At 56.8% G+C, this 13,778-nt stretch carries 17 protein-coding genes; 11 read left to right on the top strand and 6 right to left on the bottom strand.

Translation table 11 applies throughout. From position 1 onward, the window contains the following. Positions 1-9: 9 nt before the first annotated feature. The 4 genes from gatB to AC4ICF_RS20235 all read left to right on the top strand — a co-directional run bounded on the left by gatB (position 10) and on the right by AC4ICF_RS20235 (position 3,641). Positions 10-294, top strand: coding sequence for a PTS galactitol transporter subunit IIB (gene gatB / locus AC4ICF_RS20220; RefSeq protein WP_163329737.1), 285 nt, complete (start codon positions 10-12; stop codon positions 292-294). A gap of 4 nt (positions 295-298) precedes the next feature. Continuing rightward, positions 299-1,672, top strand: coding sequence for a galactitol-specific PTS transporter subunit IIC (locus AC4ICF_RS20225; protein ID WP_316379872.1), 1,374 nt, complete (start codon positions 299-301; stop codon positions 1,670-1,672). Between the two features lie 41 nt (positions 1,673-1,713). Beyond that, positions 1,714-2,757: a galactitol-1-phosphate 5-dehydrogenase gene (gene gatD / locus AC4ICF_RS20230; RefSeq protein ID WP_163329739.1), complete on the top strand. Its 1,044-nt coding sequence runs from the start codon at positions 1,714-1,716 to the stop codon at positions 2,755-2,757. A gap of 110 nt (positions 2,758-2,867) precedes the next feature. Further along, complete coding sequence (locus AC4ICF_RS20235) at positions 2,868-3,641, top strand: DeoR/GlpR family DNA-binding transcription regulator (RefSeq protein WP_163329740.1); 774 nt, start codon at positions 2,868-2,870, stop codon at positions 3,639-3,641. A 132-nt stretch (positions 3,642-3,773) separates the two neighbouring features. Here the strand turns inward: AC4ICF_RS20235 and rsmI are convergent, their stop codons facing one another. Beyond that, positions 3,774-4,637, bottom strand: a complete 864-nt coding sequence (rsmI, locus tag AC4ICF_RS20240) for a 16S rRNA (cytidine(1402)-2'-O)-methyltransferase (RefSeq protein WP_316379871.1) — start codon at positions 4,635-4,637, stop codon at positions 3,774-3,776. Between the two features lie 62 nt (positions 4,638-4,699). On the opposite strand from rsmI, the gene AC4ICF_RS20245 reads away from it, so the two are divergent. Genes AC4ICF_RS20245 through dolP form a run of 4 tightly spaced genes read left to right on the top strand, consistent with a single transcriptional unit; the run spans position 4,700 to position 8,385 of the window. Further along, complete coding sequence (locus tag AC4ICF_RS20245) at positions 4,700-6,835, top strand: penicillin-binding protein activator (protein WP_439209953.1); 2,136 nt, start codon at positions 4,700-4,702, stop codon at positions 6,833-6,835. Further along, positions 6,793-7,188, top strand: coding sequence for a YraN family protein (locus AC4ICF_RS20250; protein WP_028014533.1), 396 nt, complete (start codon positions 6,793-6,795; stop codon positions 7,186-7,188). The genes AC4ICF_RS20245 and AC4ICF_RS20250 overlap by 43 nt, the downstream gene beginning before the upstream one ends. A 21-nt stretch (positions 7,189-7,209) precedes the next feature. Then, positions 7,210-7,800, top strand: coding sequence for a DnaA initiator-associating protein DiaA (gene diaA, locus AC4ICF_RS20255; RefSeq protein ID WP_003861754.1), 591 nt, complete (start codon positions 7,210-7,212; stop codon positions 7,798-7,800). Positions 7,801-7,809: 9 nt separating this feature from the next. After that, positions 7,810-8,385 (top strand): division/outer membrane stress-associated lipid-binding lipoprotein, encoded by a 576-nt coding sequence (dolP, locus tag AC4ICF_RS20260; RefSeq protein ID WP_028014534.1) that lies wholly within the window; start codon positions 7,810-7,812, stop codon positions 8,383-8,385. 50 nt (positions 8,386-8,435) lie between these two features. Here the strand turns inward: dolP and AC4ICF_RS20265 are convergent, their stop codons facing one another. Both AC4ICF_RS20265 and AC4ICF_RS20270 read right to left on the bottom strand, forming a co-directional pair. After that, the gene (locus tag AC4ICF_RS20265) at positions 8,436-9,473 is read right to left on the bottom strand and encodes a permease (RefSeq protein ID WP_316379869.1); all 1,038 of its coding nucleotides are present in this window, start codon (positions 9,471-9,473) and stop codon (positions 8,436-8,438) included. Positions 9,474-9,513: 40 nt separating this feature from the next. Further along, positions 9,514-10,158: an NAD(P)H-binding protein gene (locus tag AC4ICF_RS20270; RefSeq protein WP_316379868.1), complete on the bottom strand. Its 645-nt coding sequence runs from the start codon at positions 10,156-10,158 to the stop codon at positions 9,514-9,516. 128 nt (positions 10,159-10,286) lie between these two features. Here AC4ICF_RS20270 and AC4ICF_RS20275 point away from each other — a divergent pair, with 128 nt between their 5' ends. Continuing rightward, a complete protein-coding gene (locus tag AC4ICF_RS20275) occupies positions 10,287-10,805 on the top strand; it encodes a type 1 glutamine amidotransferase domain-containing protein (protein ID WP_316379867.1) in 519 nt (172 codons plus the stop codon). On the opposite strand, the gene AC4ICF_RS20280 is transcribed toward AC4ICF_RS20275, so the two are convergent. Then, on the bottom strand, positions 10,785-11,219 hold the full coding sequence (locus AC4ICF_RS20280; protein WP_316379866.1) for a YhbP family protein: 435 nt from the start codon (positions 11,217-11,219) through the stop codon (positions 10,785-10,787). The two genes, AC4ICF_RS20275 and AC4ICF_RS20280, sit on opposite strands and share 21 nt — an antisense overlap. 14 nt (positions 11,220-11,233) lie before the next feature. Between AC4ICF_RS20280 and AC4ICF_RS20285 the strand changes: the two genes are divergently transcribed. Then, positions 11,234-11,563, top strand: a complete 330-nt coding sequence (locus AC4ICF_RS20285) for a GIY-YIG nuclease family protein (protein WP_045260079.1) — start codon at positions 11,234-11,236, stop codon at positions 11,561-11,563. Here the strand turns inward: AC4ICF_RS20285 and AC4ICF_RS20290 are convergent. Together AC4ICF_RS20290 and ubiT are read right to left on the bottom strand one after the other, a co-directional pair. Next, the gene (locus AC4ICF_RS20290; RefSeq protein WP_316379865.1) at positions 11,550-12,053 is read right to left on the bottom strand and encodes a GNAT family N-acetyltransferase; all 504 of its coding nucleotides are present in this window, start codon (positions 12,051-12,053) and stop codon (positions 11,550-11,552) included. The two genes, AC4ICF_RS20285 and AC4ICF_RS20290, sit on opposite strands and share 14 nt — an antisense overlap. Beyond that, positions 12,047-12,571 (bottom strand): ubiquinone anaerobic biosynthesis accessory factor UbiT, encoded by a 525-nt coding sequence (ubiT, locus tag AC4ICF_RS20295; RefSeq protein WP_028014541.1) that lies wholly within the window; start codon positions 12,569-12,571, stop codon positions 12,047-12,049. The genes AC4ICF_RS20290 and ubiT overlap by 7 nt, the downstream gene beginning before the upstream one ends. A gap of 211 nt (positions 12,572-12,782) precedes the next feature. On the opposite strand from ubiT, the gene ubiU reads away from it, so the two are divergent. Then, entirely contained in the window at positions 12,783-13,778 is a 996-nt protein-coding gene (gene ubiU / locus AC4ICF_RS20300) for a ubiquinone anaerobic biosynthesis protein UbiU (RefSeq protein ID WP_042715087.1), read from the top strand.

Genomic DNA, 13,778 nt, shown 5'->3' on the forward strand with positions numbered 1-13,778 from the left:
GAGTACCCTATGAAACGCAAAGTTATTGTTGCTTGCGGCGGTGCTGTCGCCACCTCAACCATGGCAGCAGAAGAGATCAAAGAGCTGTGTGAAGCCCACCACATTGAACTGGATCTGGTCCAGTGCCGGGTGACTGAAATCGAAACCTATATGGACGGCGCAGATCTAATTTGTACCACGGCGAAAGTTGACAGAGCCTTTGGCGACATCCCGGTGGTGCACGGCATGCCGTTTGTATCCGGCGTCGGCGTCGAAGCCCTGCAGCAAAAAATTCTGACCATCCTCGAGGGGTAAGATCATGTTTACCGAAATCATGCGGTATATTCTCGACCTCGGTCCCACCGTCATGCTGCCCATAGTCATCATCATCTTCTCGAAGCTTCTGGGGATGAAGCTGGGCGATTGCTTTAAATCCGGCCTGCATATTGGCATCGGCTTCGTCGGGATCGGGCTGGTTATCGGCCTGATGCTTGACTCCATCGGCCCGGCGGCCAAAGCGATGGCTGAGCAGTTCCAGATTAACCTGCACGTGGTGGACGTCGGCTGGCCGGGTTCATCCCCAATGACCTGGGCATCACAGATTGCACTTATTGCTATCCCTGTTGCCATTGGCGTTAACGTTGTCATGCTGGTGACGCGGATGACCCGGGTAGTAAACGTCGATATCTGGAACATCTGGCACATGACCTTCACCGGTGCGATGCTGCACCTGGCAACCGGCTCTTACTGGCTGGGGATCCTGGGCGTTGTGGTGCACGCAGCCTTTGTTTACAAGCTTGGAGACTGGTTTGCTAAGGACACCCGGGACTTTTTCGGTCTGGAAGGGATCGCCATCCCTCACGGCTCGTCAGCTTACCTTGGCCCGATCGCCGTTCTGGTCGATACGATTATCGACAAAATCCCAGGCGTGAAGCGTATTCATTTTAGCGCAGACGACGTGCAAAAACGTTTTGGCCCGTTTGGCGAACCGGTCACGGTTGGGTTTGTGATGGGACTGGCTATTGGCCTGCTGGCTGGCTACGACGCTAAATCGGTTCTCCAGCTGGCCGTTAAAACCGCCGCCGTGATGCTGCTGATGCCGCGCGTCATCAAACCCATCATGGATGGCCTGACGCCGATTGCTAAACATGCCCGTAAACGTCTGCAGGCGAAGTTTGGTGGGCAGGAGTTCTTGATCGGTCTCGATCCGGCGCTGCTGCTGGGCCATACGTCCGTCGTCTCCGCCAGCCTGATTTTCATCCCACTAACCATTTTGATTGCGGTTCTGGTGCCGGGCAACCAGGTGCTGCCGTTCGGTGACCTTGCCACCATCGGCTTCTTTGTGGCGATGGCGGTCGCGGTGCATCAGGGCAACTTGTTCCGCACGCTTATCTCTGGCGTCATCATCATGGGCATTACGCTGTGGATTGCGACCCAGACCATCGGCCTGCATACCCAGCTTGCGCAAAATGCTGGCGCGTTGAAAGCAGGCGGACTGGTGGCCTCCATGGACCAGGGCGGTTCACCCGTCACCTGGCTGCTCATCCAATTGTTCACCTGGCAAAACGTGGTGGGGTTCATCGTGATTGGCGCGATTTACTTCACCGGCGTCCTGCTCACCTGGCGACGCGCCCGCGTATTTAACGCGGCAGAAAAGAACGTCGCTAGCCCGCAAAGCCAGACGATGTCTTGATATCCGGGGAGCCAAGCTCCCCCTCTTTTTCTGGAGTGAATATGAAATCAGTGGTAATTCACGCTGAGGGCAACGTGCGTGTTGAAGAACGTCCAATCCCTCAGATTCAGGCTGCGGATGATGTGCAGGTGCGCATTGCCTGCTCAGGATTATGTGGCTCCGATATCCCGCGAATTTTTGCCGGAGGGGCGCATTATTATCCCATCACCCTGGGACATGAATTTAGCGGTTATGTCGAAGCCTGTGGTACCGAAGTGCACGATCTCAAAGCAGGCGATCCGGTTGCCTGCGTGCCATTACTGCCCTGCTTTTCCTGTCCGGCATGTGAAAAAGGCTATTACTCGCTCTGCAAGCAGTATCAGTTTGTCGGATCTCGTAGCGAAGGCGGCAACGCGGAATATATCGTGGTGAAGCGCGCAAACCTGTTCCGCCTACCAGCAGAGATGGCAATTGAGGATGGCGCTTTTATTGAACCCATAACCGTAGGGCTACACGCGTTTCATCTCGCTTCCGGCTGCGAGGGTAAGAACGTCATAATTGTCGGCGCAGGGACGATTGGCCTGCTGGCGATGCAGTGTGCGCTGGCATTGGGCGCCAACAGCGTAAGCGCGATCGATATCAACGACGATAAGCTCGCGCAGGCAACAGCGCTGGGGGCAACTCAGGTGTTTAATAGCCGAGCTCTGGGCGCAGACGACATCCTCAACGCCTTGAGCGACAACCCGTTTGATCAGTTGGTTCTGGAGACTGCTGGCACACCGCAAACCGTCACGCTCGCCATTGATATCGCCGGGCCGCGCGCCCAGGTCGCTCTGGTGGGTACGCTGCATCACGACCTGAACTTACCTGCGGCGACATTTGGGAAGATACTGCGTAAGGAGTTGACGCTTCTGGGAAGTTGGATGAATTATTCGGCCCCGTGGCCGGGTGAAGAATGGGAAACCGCAGCCCGCCTGCTCACAGAGAAAAAACTGCAGCTAAAGCCCCTTATTGCTCATACCGGCGATAGCGACAGCTTTGCTCAGGCCGTGCAAGGACTAAACGGTGCGCCTATGCAGGGCAAAATCATGCTGCGCTTCGCGTAGTGCTTCGAGCCAGCAACCTGAGCTGGCTCACATTTGCTTTCGAATATTGTCATACACCTTTCGCATCCCTTCGATTAGAATAGAGGCAGTTAATTATCAGGCAATTCAATATGAACTCATTTGAGCGACGCAATAAAATCGTTGACCTCGTCAACGCTCAGGGCAGTGTCATGGTGCTGGATCTGTCAAATATGTTTGGCATTTCAGAAGTAACGATTCGAACAGATCTCCGCCTGCTGGAAGAAAAAGGATTGGTCACGCGTTTTCACGGTGGCGCAGCAAGACCCGGCAGCAGCCTGGCAGAAAGCGAAAATCAGGAAGTGGTACTGGAGGATCGTTATCAGCTGGCGAGCGACCCGAAAAAGCGGATCGCACAGGCTGCAGCATCCATGATTGAAGAAGGGATGACGATCATTCTCGATAGCGGTAGCACCACCATGCTCATCGCCGAAGCACTCACCAAAAAAGCCAACATCACCGTCATCACCAACAGCCTGCCTGCCGCGTTTGCCCTCTCGGAAAATAAAGATATTACGCTCGTGGTCTGTGGCGGTACCGTGCGCCATAAAACCCACTCTATGCATGGCACCATCGCCGAGCGCTCTCTGACCGGGATAAGCGCGGATCTGATGTTTGTCGGCGCGGACGGTATTGATGCCACCAACGGCATTACAACGTTCAATGAAGGCTATTCGATTAGCAGCGTGATGGCTGCCGCAGCGCATAAGGTGATTGCCGTGCTGGACGCCAGCAAGTTCAACCGCCGCGGGTTCAACCAGGTGTTGCCGATGGAAAAAATCGACTGTGTGATAACGGATGATGGGATCGGAAAGCACGAAAAAGAACTGTTGGGTAAAACGGGCACCGAGATCATTACGGTTTAGCGAAAGACGCAGATCGGCGGATGACCTGCGCAATTTTCTTTTCCGACATTTATTACGACATTTATTCCGACACTCTAAATTTTGTAGGCCGGGCAAGCGCAGCGCCGCCCGGCAAAAAAGGCGGAGTATGGATCACTCCCCCTGCTGCTCCAGCGCATGCTTATACAGCGCATTTTTCTTCACGCCGTGGATCTCCGCCGCTAATGCCGCCGCTTTCTTCAGCGGCAGTTCCGCCTGCAGCAGCGCCAGCGTGCGCAGCGCGTCGGCTGGCAAGGCATCCTCTTCCGCCTTATGCCCTTCGACAATCAGCACCATTTCGCCCTTGCGGCGGTTATCGTCTTCCTTCACCCACGCCAGCAGTTCACCCACCGGCGCACCGTGAATGGTTTCCCAGGTTTTGGTCAGCTCGCGCGCTAGCACCACGTAGCGACTCTCGCCCCAGACGGTGACCATATCTTCCAGGCTTTCCAGCAGACGGTGAGTGGATTCGTAGAAAATCAGGGTACGCGGCTCGGCCTCCAGTTCCTTTAACACATCGCGGCGGCCTTTGGATTTGGCGGGCAGGAAACCTTCATAGCAGAAGCGATCGGACGGCAGACCCGCCGCGCTCAAAGCAGCAATGGCGGCGCACGGCCCCGGCAGTGGCACAACGCGAATACCGGCTTCACGGCAGGTACGCACCAGATGATAGCCAGGATCGTTAATCAGCGGCGTACCGGCATCGGAGACCAGCGCAATGTTCTGCCCCTCTTTCAGCTTCGCCACCAGCGTTTCGGCTTTTTGTTGCTCATTGTGATCGTGCAGAGCAAACAATCGGGCGTTAATCGCGAAATGTTGCAGCAGCAGGCCGGTGTGTCGGGTGTCTTCAGCCGCAATTAAATCAACAGTTTGCAATACAGTGAGGGCACGTTGGGTAATATCAGACAAATTCCCGATAGGAGTAGGTACAATATAAAGCTGGCCTTGAGAATTATCTGCCGTTTCGTGTTGTTTCATTGTTTCGTCCGTATTGCCGATTTAATATTGAGCATTGCGTAAAAAAAATCACTGGATACAGTATGGTACCGTTAACGTTTCTTCGAAAAAAAGCCACGCGCAGCGTGCCGCTTCTGCTCGCAGCACTGATATTTGCAGGCTGTGGCACCCAGGCACCTGACCAGAGCACCGCCCATCTTCAGGGCTCCGCTCAGGCTGATTCTGGCTTTTATCTGCAACAAATGTCGCAGAGTACAAATGATACCAGGATCAACTGGCAATTACTCGCCATTCGTGCACTGCTGAAAGAGGGCAAAACCCAGCAGGCTGCCGAGCTGTTCGGCCAACTGCCGAAAGAGCTTAACGATACCCAGCGTCTTGAGCAGAGCCTGCTCTCTGCCGAGCTGAAGGTCGCGCAGAAAGACTATGAGAGCGCGAAAAAGATCCTGGGGAGCATCGACCTGAGCGCGCTGGATAAAAACCAGCAGGCGCGCTTCTGGCAGGCGGGCATCACCGCAGAACAGGGGCGTCCTTCCCTGACCCTGCTGCGCGCCTTGATTGCCCAGGAGCCGCTGCTCGCCGGGGCCGACAAGCAGAAAAACATTGATGCCACCTGGCAGGCACTTGCCTCGATGACCCAGGATCAGGCAAAGGCGCTGGTCATCAACGCGGACGAAAACGTGCTGCAGGGCTGGCTGGATCTGCAGCAGATGTGGTTTAACAACCGCAGCGATCCAAAAATGCTGAAAGCCGGTATTACCGACTGGCAGACCCGTTACCCGCAGAACCCGGGGGCGAAAATGCTGCCAACCCAGCTGGTAAACGTGCAGAACTTTAAGCCAGCATCGACCAGCAAAATCGCGCTGCTTCTGCCGCTAAATGGCCAGGCGGCCGTGTTTGGCCGTACGATTCAACAGGGCTTTGAAGCGGCGAAAAACGGCACCTCGCCGGTGACGGGCAGTGCGGTACCGGTACAGGCGGCCCAGGCGGCCAACGTAAACGACGTTGTCAGCCCCTCCGCCGCTGAGACCAGTGACCTGACCACGGCACAAACGCCGGCGCAGGGCACAATGCAAAACCCGGTTACCGCACCGACTACCCCACCAGTTACAGCAGCACCTCCGGCTGAGACACAAGCGACGCCTGCACCTGAGGCAACAGCAGAACAGCCTCAACAGCAGCCTGTACAACCTGCATCCCAACCTGCCGCTCAGCCGCAGGCCGTGGCGACCACCAGCGCGAACCCTGGCGCTGAGCTGAAAATCTACGACACCAGTTCGAAACCGCTCGATCAGGTGCTGGCGCAGGTTCAGCAGGACGGGGCGAGCATCGTTGTCGGCCCGCTGCTGAAAAATAACGTGGAAGAGCTGATGAAGAGCAACACCACGCTGAACGTGCTGGCGCTCAACCAGCCGGAACAGGTTCAGAACCGGGCCAATATTTGCTACTTCGCGCTTTCTCCGGAAGATGAAGCCCGCGATGCGGCGCGTCATATCCACGAGCAGGGTAAACAGGCTCCGCTGCTGCTGATCCCCCGTAGTACGCTGGGCGATCGCGTGGCTAATGCCTTTGCCGACGAGTGGCAGAAGCTGGGCGGCGGCATCGTGCTGCAGCAGAAATTCGGTTCCGTTTCTGAACTGCGTGCGGGCGTCAACGGCGGGGCGGGTATTGCGCTTAACGGCAGCCCGGTTTCCGCCAGCCTGCCTCAGCAGCAGAGCGTGACCATTGGCGGGCTGACCATCCCTGCCCCACCTACCGACGCGCAGATTAGCGGTGGCGGTAAAGTGGATGCAGCCTATATCGTTGCCACGCCGCAGGAGATCGCCTTTATCAAACCGATGATTGCGATGCGTAACGGCAGCCAGAGCGGTGCAACGCTCTACGCCAGCTCCCGCAGCGCGCAAGGTACTGCGGGCCCGGATTTTCGTCTGGAAATGGACGGCCTGCAGTACAGTGAAATTCCAATGCTGGCGGGCAGCAACCCGGCGCTGATGCAGCAGGCGCTAAGCTCCGTACGTAACGACTACTCTCTGGCGCGTCTGTATGCGATGGGCGTCGATGCATGGGCGCTGGCGAACCACTTCACCCAGATGCGTCAGGTGCCGGGCTTTGAGCTTAACGGCAACACCGGCGATCTGACCGCGACGCAGGACTGCGTGATTAACAGGAAGTTATCATGGCTCAAATACCAGCAGGGGCAAATCGTCCCGGCCAGTTAAGCCGTAAAGAGACTGGCGATGCGTGGGAGTTAAAAGCGCGTCGCTGGCTTGAAGGCAAAGGACTGCGCTTTATCGCCGCTAACGTCCGCGGGCGCGGCGGCGAAATTGATCTGATCATGAAAGACGGTCAGGTGATTGTGTTTGTAGAAGTCCGCTTTCGACAGTCTTCCCGTTTTGGCGGTGCTGCCGCCAGCGTGACGCTCGCCAAACAACATAAATTATTACAGACTGCCCACTTGTGGCTTGCCCGCCATAATGGGAGCTTTGATACTGTGGATTGCCGTTTCGATGTGATAGCCTTCACCGGAAATGAGATCGAATGGCTTAAAAACGCTTTTGGCGAAGACGCATAATTAAGATTTAAAAGGGATAACGTGCTCGAAAGAATTAAAGTGTGCTTCACAGAAAGCATCCAGACTCAGATTGCCGCGGCGGAAGCCCTTCCGGACGCGATCTCTCGCGCTGCAATGACGCTGGTGCAATCCCTGCTTAACGGCAACAAAATCCTCTGTTGTGGCAACGGAACCTCAGCCGCCAACGCACAGCATTTTGCTGCCAGCATGATCAATCGCTTTGAAACAGAACGCCCCAGTTTACCTGCCATTGCACTTAATACCGATAATGTGGTCTTAACAGCGATTGCTAACGATCGTCTGCATGACGAAATTTACGCGAAGCAGGTGCGCGCCCTGGGGCACGCCGGCGATGTGTTGCTGGCCATCTCCACGCGCGGCAACAGCCGGGACATCGTCAAAGCCGTTGAAGCCGCCGTTACCCGCGACATGACCATCGTCGCCTTAACCGGCTACGACGGCGGTGAGCTGGCGGGTCTGCTCGGGCCGCAGGATGTGGAAATCCGCATTCCGTCTCACCGTAGCGCACGTATTCAGGAGATGCATATGCTCACGGTGAACTGCTTATGCGATTTGATCGATAACACGCTTTTCCCTCACCAGGATGATTAAGGAGTTTTTATGAAGGCTTTATCGACCCTCGCAGTCCTTATGTCTGCATTACTGCTTCAGGGATGTATTGCTGCGGCCGTTGTGGGTACCGCTGCAGTGGGCACCAAAGCGGCGACCGATCCGCGCTCTGTGGGCACACAGGTGGATGACGGTACGCTGGAGCTGCGGGTCAACAGCGCGCTGTCGAAAGACGAACAAATCAAGAAAGAAGCGCGTATCAACGTGACGGCTTATCAGGGCAAAGTCCTGCTGACGGGCCAGGCACCGAATACCGAGCTCTCCAGCCGCGCGAAGCAGATCGCAATGGGCGTTGAGGGCACCACGGAAGTCTTCAACGAAATCCGCCAGGGTCAGCCAATCAGCCTTGGGACCGCGTCGTCTGACACATGGATCACCACCAAAGTCCGCTCCCAGCTGCTGGGCTCAGACCAGGTGAAATCCTCAAATGTGAAGGTAACGACCGAAAATGGTGAAGTGTTCCTGCTGGGTCTGGTGACCGACCGTGAAGGGAAAGCGGCGGCGGATATCGCCAGCCGGGTGAGCGGCGTGAAGCACGTCACCACCGCGTTTACCTACATTAAGTAATCCACACCTGACTGAAGGCCCGGTGAGCGCGAGCGCCACCGGGCTTTTTTTTACATCAACGCAATACCCCCGACAATCACCCCGCTCAGCGCCACCAGCCCCGCCGTCAGCCACAGCGCTTTCGCCGGGAAAGACTTACGCAGCATGATGAGCGACGGCAGGCTGATTGCCGGCAAGGTGATAAGCAGCGCCAGCGCCGGTGCGGTACCCATACCGGCCAGCATCATGGTCTGGACAATCGGGATCTCCGCCGCCGTGGGGATCACAAACAGGCAGCCTGCAACGGCCATTGCAATCACCCACATCAGCGTGTTGTCGATCACGCCATCCGCATGCGGGAAGAGCCAGACGCGCGCGGCGCCCAGAACCAGGACCGCCAGGATATAGACCGGAATGGTGCTCCAGAAAAGCTGCCACAGCGCCTTACCCCAGCGAGTAAAGAAACCGCCCTGCGGTTCGCTGACGTCCAGCCCAACGGCTGCGGGTTCGACGGCAGTATCCTTCACCAGCTTTTGCACCAGCGTCGCCACCACCAGCACCGTCAGCAGCCCGGCAACCAGACGGATAGCGGCAAAATGCCAGCCGAGCACAAAGCCCATAAACACCAGCGTCGCCGGATTGAGAAGCGGGTTCCCCATCCAGAACGCCAGCGCACCGCCCATGGATACGCGCTGGCGGCGCATACCCGCCGCAACTGGTGCGGCACAGCAGGAGCACATCATGCCCGGCAGGGAGAAAATCGTGCCCAGCAGCGTGCCCTGAAAGCGCGGTTGACCGAGAGTTTTCACCAGCCAGTTACGCGGGATAAGCACCTGAATCAGCGATCCCAGGATCACCCCTAAGACGGCAGCTTTCCACACCGCGAGGAAGTAGACCATGGCGTAATCCCACGCCGCCTTCAGCGGGCTGGCATCAGCCTGAACGAGAATAGATTTACCGATGCTGTGCGTTTCGGCAGCGGTGAAGGCTTTGCCGTAGTACGGCTGCCATTTCACATACCAGAGGCCAATGATGACCACGAGAAAGAAGAGTGCGGGCTTCCACCATTGGACAGGTGTTGCCGCCTGAGATGAAGACTGACCAGTCATACCATTCCCCGGAGAGTGTTATTTAATAAGCCGGAGAAGTTTACGCCTCGCCCTGCGCGATTTCACGCAGTTTTGCCGAAGGGATGATATTGACGCCCTCCTGCGACGATGCCAGCGCCTCTTTCAGCATCGCCTGCGCGACGTCCCGCGCCTCAATGGACTTCCAGTTACCCGGCAGGATGCGAAACAGCGGGGCGAAAAAGGATTCGTTAAAACGCCGTTCGTCGCGGTGCCCCATCAGCATCGAAGGCCGCACGATTGTCAGACGCTCCCACTTCTGGGCAATCAGCGCCTCTTCCATTTTGCCCTTCACCTGATTGTAAAAAAACGGCGAGCCGGTGCTGGCGCCGTGCGAGCTGACCACCAGGAAATGTTTTGCCCCCAGCTTTTTCGCCGTCATGGCTGTGTCCACCACCAGCGTGTAGTCCGCATGAACAAAGGCTTCTTTACTGCCCGCCTCACGCCGCGTCGTGCCCAGGCAGCAAAAGGCGATATCTATCGGGTCCTGCACCTGCGCCAGCGCGTCGGTGAGCTGGGGGTCATGCGGGTTAAAGACGCCGGAGATGTCCAACAGCGGGCGACGCGTCGGTGCGGCGATGTAGTTAATATGGCGGTCCTGGATCAGCAGCCGCAGCAGATGCCCGCCCACCAGCCCGGTTGCGCCTGTAATCAGTACCTGACTCATCTTATCCCCTTTACAGAATTGTCCGTTTGCGAACTCAGCGTGGTCGACCACACTTAGAAGTCTGTTACAGGTAAGTATTTACCACAAGCGGAGAAAAATCAGTCTGAAGCCAAAACAACGGAGGAAGCATGGGCAAGAAAATCGCAGTCTTGATTACCGACGAGTTTGAAGATTCAGAATTCACCTCTCCTGCAGAGGCGTTCCGCAAGGCGGGACACGAGGTTATCACCATTGAGAAAGAGGCAGGCAAAACGGTGAAAGGCCATAAGGGCGAAGCGACCGTGACCATCAATGAATCCATCGATAACGTTAGCCCGTCAGATTTCGACGCCCTGCTGCTGCCAGGCGGCCATTCACCGGATTCCCTGCGCGGGGACGAGCGCTTCGTGACTTTTACCCGGGACTTTGTCTCTACCGGCAAACCGGTCTTTGCCATCTGTCACGGCCCGCAGCTGCTCATCAGCGCGGAGGTTGTTCGCGGGCGTAAGCTTACCGCCGTGAAACCGATCGTTATCGATCTGAAAAATGCAGGGGCCGAGTTTTACGATCAGGAGGTGGTCAATGACAACGACCAGCTGATCACCAGCCGGACCCCGGACGATCTTCCGGCGTTTAACCGCGAAGCGCTACGCCTGCTCGGCGCGTAACCAGTGCAGCTTCTTGCCAAAGCCCAGGGTGTTGTCGGTAAATTTCAGCTCATCGAGGCGGATTTCCCACACCGGGGCTTTTAGCGCAGCGGCAACCGGGAAGCGGCGCGTGTAGAGCTTACGACGCGTGTCGCTCTCTTCTCCGTCCAGGCGACGGATTTCCCCTTTAAACTGTACCCCACGGATCAGCGCGACCGTTTTCGGCTGGCCATTTACCGTGCCCGCGACTTTTGCCTGCTGACCGGTCATCTGCGCATGACGCGTTTTGTCTTCGCTCATGACGTAAAAAGCGACGCGCTCCGGATCATAGTAGTAAAAAGCGTTTGCGCACCACATCTCACCCTCGTTGTAGACGCACCAGGTGACAACATGCTGCTTCGCCAGCCAGCGGTTGATGGCGGCCAGTGTTTCCATTTTCGTTCTCTCTCATGCTATGGTGCGTTCACCTTAACATACTGAATCTGTTTACCGTGTGCTGGTTTCTCTATCTTGTCCGAACCGCTGATAACGCACTCTACACCGGGATCACCACCGATGTGGCGCGGCGTTTTTTACAACATCAAACGGGAAAAGGGGCAAAAGCGCTGCGGGGGAAAGGCGAACTGCAGCTGGCTTTTTCCGCCGCCGTGGGGGACAGATCGCTGGCGCTCAGGCTGGAGTACCGCATTAAGCAGCTGACGAAGCGCCAGAAAGAGCGCCTCGTAACCGGAGACGGCTCCTTTGAGGCGCTACGCGAGAGCCTGATTAAAAGCGATTGAAATGGTCGTGGTAGTCCACCAGACCATTTACGCCGTTCAGGGCATCATCCGCCAGGCGATGCACCTGGAAGGCGGATTCGGTACCCGGCCAGTGGCAGCGCAGATCGTAATGCGCGGCCTGCTCGAAGCCTAAACGGCCATAGAATGCCGGATCGCCCAGCGTGACCACGGCGGCATAGCCAAACTCATTAAGCGAGTCCAGCCCTTCATAGACCAGCTGGCGCGCCAGGCCCTGCCCGCGGTAGTTTTCATCTACCGCCAGCGGTGCCATGCCCACCCACTGAAGATCTTCACCCTGAACGATCACCGGGCTGAAGGCCACATAGCCGACAACCTGACCTTCGTCATCGGTGGCAACCAGCCCCAGCGTGATCAGGCCGTCTTCACGGAGATCGTGGACCAGTTGGGCTTCCGCATCGCTCTCAAAAGCGCGGCGTAATAACGCATCGATACCCGGTGCATCAATCCCAATTTCGACTCGAATCAGCATGGCTCACCTACTGAAGTGTGTTTACTGTCCGGCGGGGATTTCAGCCCCGCCTCAACGAAATCTGCCATTTGCATCAACATCACGCGCAGCGCTTTCGGCATCTGCTCCAGCTCAATGGCATCCATTAAATTCTTAACGTACAGGCCAAGCTCCGTGTCGCCCTCAATCACCAGACGGCGCTGGAAGAAGAGCGTATCCGGATCCTGCTTGCGCGCGGCAATCATCAGCAGGTCGCTGGCGTTGGCGCTAAAGCTCACATCCGCCTCGGCGGACTCACGAACGATCAGCTGGTCGTTCTCAACCGAAGTAAACCAGCGCAGCCCGATGTCACGAACCTCAATGCTTAACCAGCGGCCTTCCAGAAACTCCAGTTCACCGTCCTGCAGCGCCTGACGGAACTGCCAGCTCAGGACCTGCTCCAGCACCTGGCGTTTAAGCGCGAACGGCGCCAGCCTGACCGGCACGCTCAGCATTGATGGACCGAATTGTACGAGACGTGAACGCAGTTTATCCAGCACGAGCTTTACTCCCTGATAGCTATAGTCCCGCTATTTTGCCATATCCGAAGCGCAACATAGCGGCGTAAATCAACAAACTGTCGTCCGACGTACCTCATTATTGGTGCCATCAATACGCCATTAGCTGCCTTAAATCAAAAATTGTCGCGTATGGGTTAATTAAAATCCCAGCTCGTTAACAATTTTGCTATCGACTACATCAGGATAATTTATGGAGCTGCTCTGCCCTGCCGGAAACCTTCCGGCGCTTAAGGCGGCCATCGAAAATGGGGCCGATGCGGTCTATATCGGGCTGAAAGATGACACCAACGCCCGCCATTTTGCTGGCCTCAACTTTACGGAGAAAAAGCTTCAGGAAGCCGTTAACTTCGTTCATCAGCACCGCCGAAAGCTGCATATTGCTATCAATACGTTTGCCCATCCTGACGGTTACGCCCGCTGGCAACGCGCGGTGGATATGGCAGCACAGCTGGGTGCCGATGCGTTAATCCTGGCCGACCTCGCCATGCTTGAGTATGCGGCAGAACGCTATCCGCATATTGAGCGCCACGTCTCTGTTCAGGCATCTGCCACAAACGAAGAGGCGGTGCGTTTTTACCATCAAAACTTTGACGTAGCCCGCGTGGTGCTGCCGCGCGTGCTCTCTATTCATCAGGTTAAGCAACTCGCTCGCGTCACGCCAGTGCCGCTGGAAGTATTTGCCTTTGGTAGCCTGTGCATCATGGCAGAAGGCCGTTGCTATCTTTCTTCTTACTTAACCGGTGAATCGCCGAATACCGTCGGGGCCTGCTCCCCTGCCCGCTTCGTTCGCTGGCAGCAGACCCCTCAGGGACTGGAGTCTCGTCTGAATGAAGTGCTGATCGACCGCTATCAGGACGGTGAAAACGCGGGCTACCCGACGCTTTGCAAAGGCCGCTACCTGGTCGACGGCGAGCGCTACCACGCGCTGGAAGAGCCCACCAGCCTTAACACGCTGGAGCTGCTGCCGGAGCTGCTGGCCGCCAATATTGCCTCGGTGAAAATTGAAGGTCGCCAGCGCAGCCCGGCCTACGTGAGCCAGGTGGCGAAAGTGTGGCGTCAGGCCATTGACCGCTGCATGGCGGACCCGCAGAACTATGCCCCGCAAGCGGCGTGGATGGAGACGCTCGGATCGATGTCCGAAGGCACGCAAACCACGCTTGGCGCGTATCACCGTAAATGGCAGTGA

This window comes from Enterobacter sp. ECC_219_Taxon_10, assembly GCF_058354905.1.

Bases quoted from the DNA above. Each gene is read 5' to 3' on its own strand.
- AC4ICF_RS20285 (WP_045260079.1), top strand. From the start codon at position 11,234: ATGCTATGGTGCGTTCACCTTAACATACTGAATCTGTTTACCGTGTGC.
- rsmI (WP_316379871.1), bottom strand. From the start codon at position 4,637: ATGAAACAACACGAAACGGCAGATAATTCTCAAGGCCAGCTTTATATT.
- AC4ICF_RS20250 (WP_028014533.1), top strand. From the start codon at position 6,793: ATGGCTCAAATACCAGCAGGGGCAAATCGTCCCGGCCAGTTAAGCCGT.
- AC4ICF_RS20225 (WP_316379872.1), top strand. From the start codon at position 299: ATGTTTACCGAAATCATGCGGTATATTCTCGACCTCGGTCCCACCGTC.
- AC4ICF_RS20280 (WP_316379866.1), bottom strand. From the start codon at position 11,219: ATGGAAACACTGGCCGCCATCAACCGCTGGCTGGCGAAGCAGCATGTT.
- dolP (WP_028014534.1), top strand. From the start codon at position 7,810: ATGAAGGCTTTATCGACCCTCGCAGTCCTTATGTCTGCATTACTGCTT.
- AC4ICF_RS20265 (WP_316379869.1), bottom strand. From the start codon at position 9,473: ATGACTGGTCAGTCTTCATCTCAGGCGGCAACACCTGTCCAATGGTGG.
- AC4ICF_RS20270 (WP_316379868.1), bottom strand. From the start codon at position 10,158: ATGAGTCAGGTACTGATTACAGGCGCAACCGGGCTGGTGGGCGGGCAT.
- AC4ICF_RS20275 (WP_316379867.1), top strand. From the start codon at position 10,287: ATGGGCAAGAAAATCGCAGTCTTGATTACCGACGAGTTTGAAGATTCA.
- AC4ICF_RS20245 (WP_439209953.1), top strand. From the start codon at position 4,700: ATGGTACCGTTAACGTTTCTTCGAAAAAAAGCCACGCGCAGCGTGCCG.
- gatB (WP_163329737.1), top strand. From the start codon at position 10: ATGAAACGCAAAGTTATTGTTGCTTGCGGCGGTGCTGTCGCCACCTCA.
- gatD (WP_163329739.1), top strand. From the start codon at position 1,714: ATGAAATCAGTGGTAATTCACGCTGAGGGCAACGTGCGTGTTGAAGAA.
- AC4ICF_RS20235 (WP_163329740.1), top strand. From the start codon at position 2,868: ATGAACTCATTTGAGCGACGCAATAAAATCGTTGACCTCGTCAACGCT.
- AC4ICF_RS20290 (WP_316379865.1), bottom strand. From the start codon at position 12,053: ATGCTGATTCGAGTCGAAATTGGGATTGATGCACCGGGTATCGATGCG.
- ubiU (WP_042715087.1), top strand. From the start codon at position 12,783: ATGGAGCTGCTCTGCCCTGCCGGAAACCTTCCGGCGCTTAAGGCGGCC.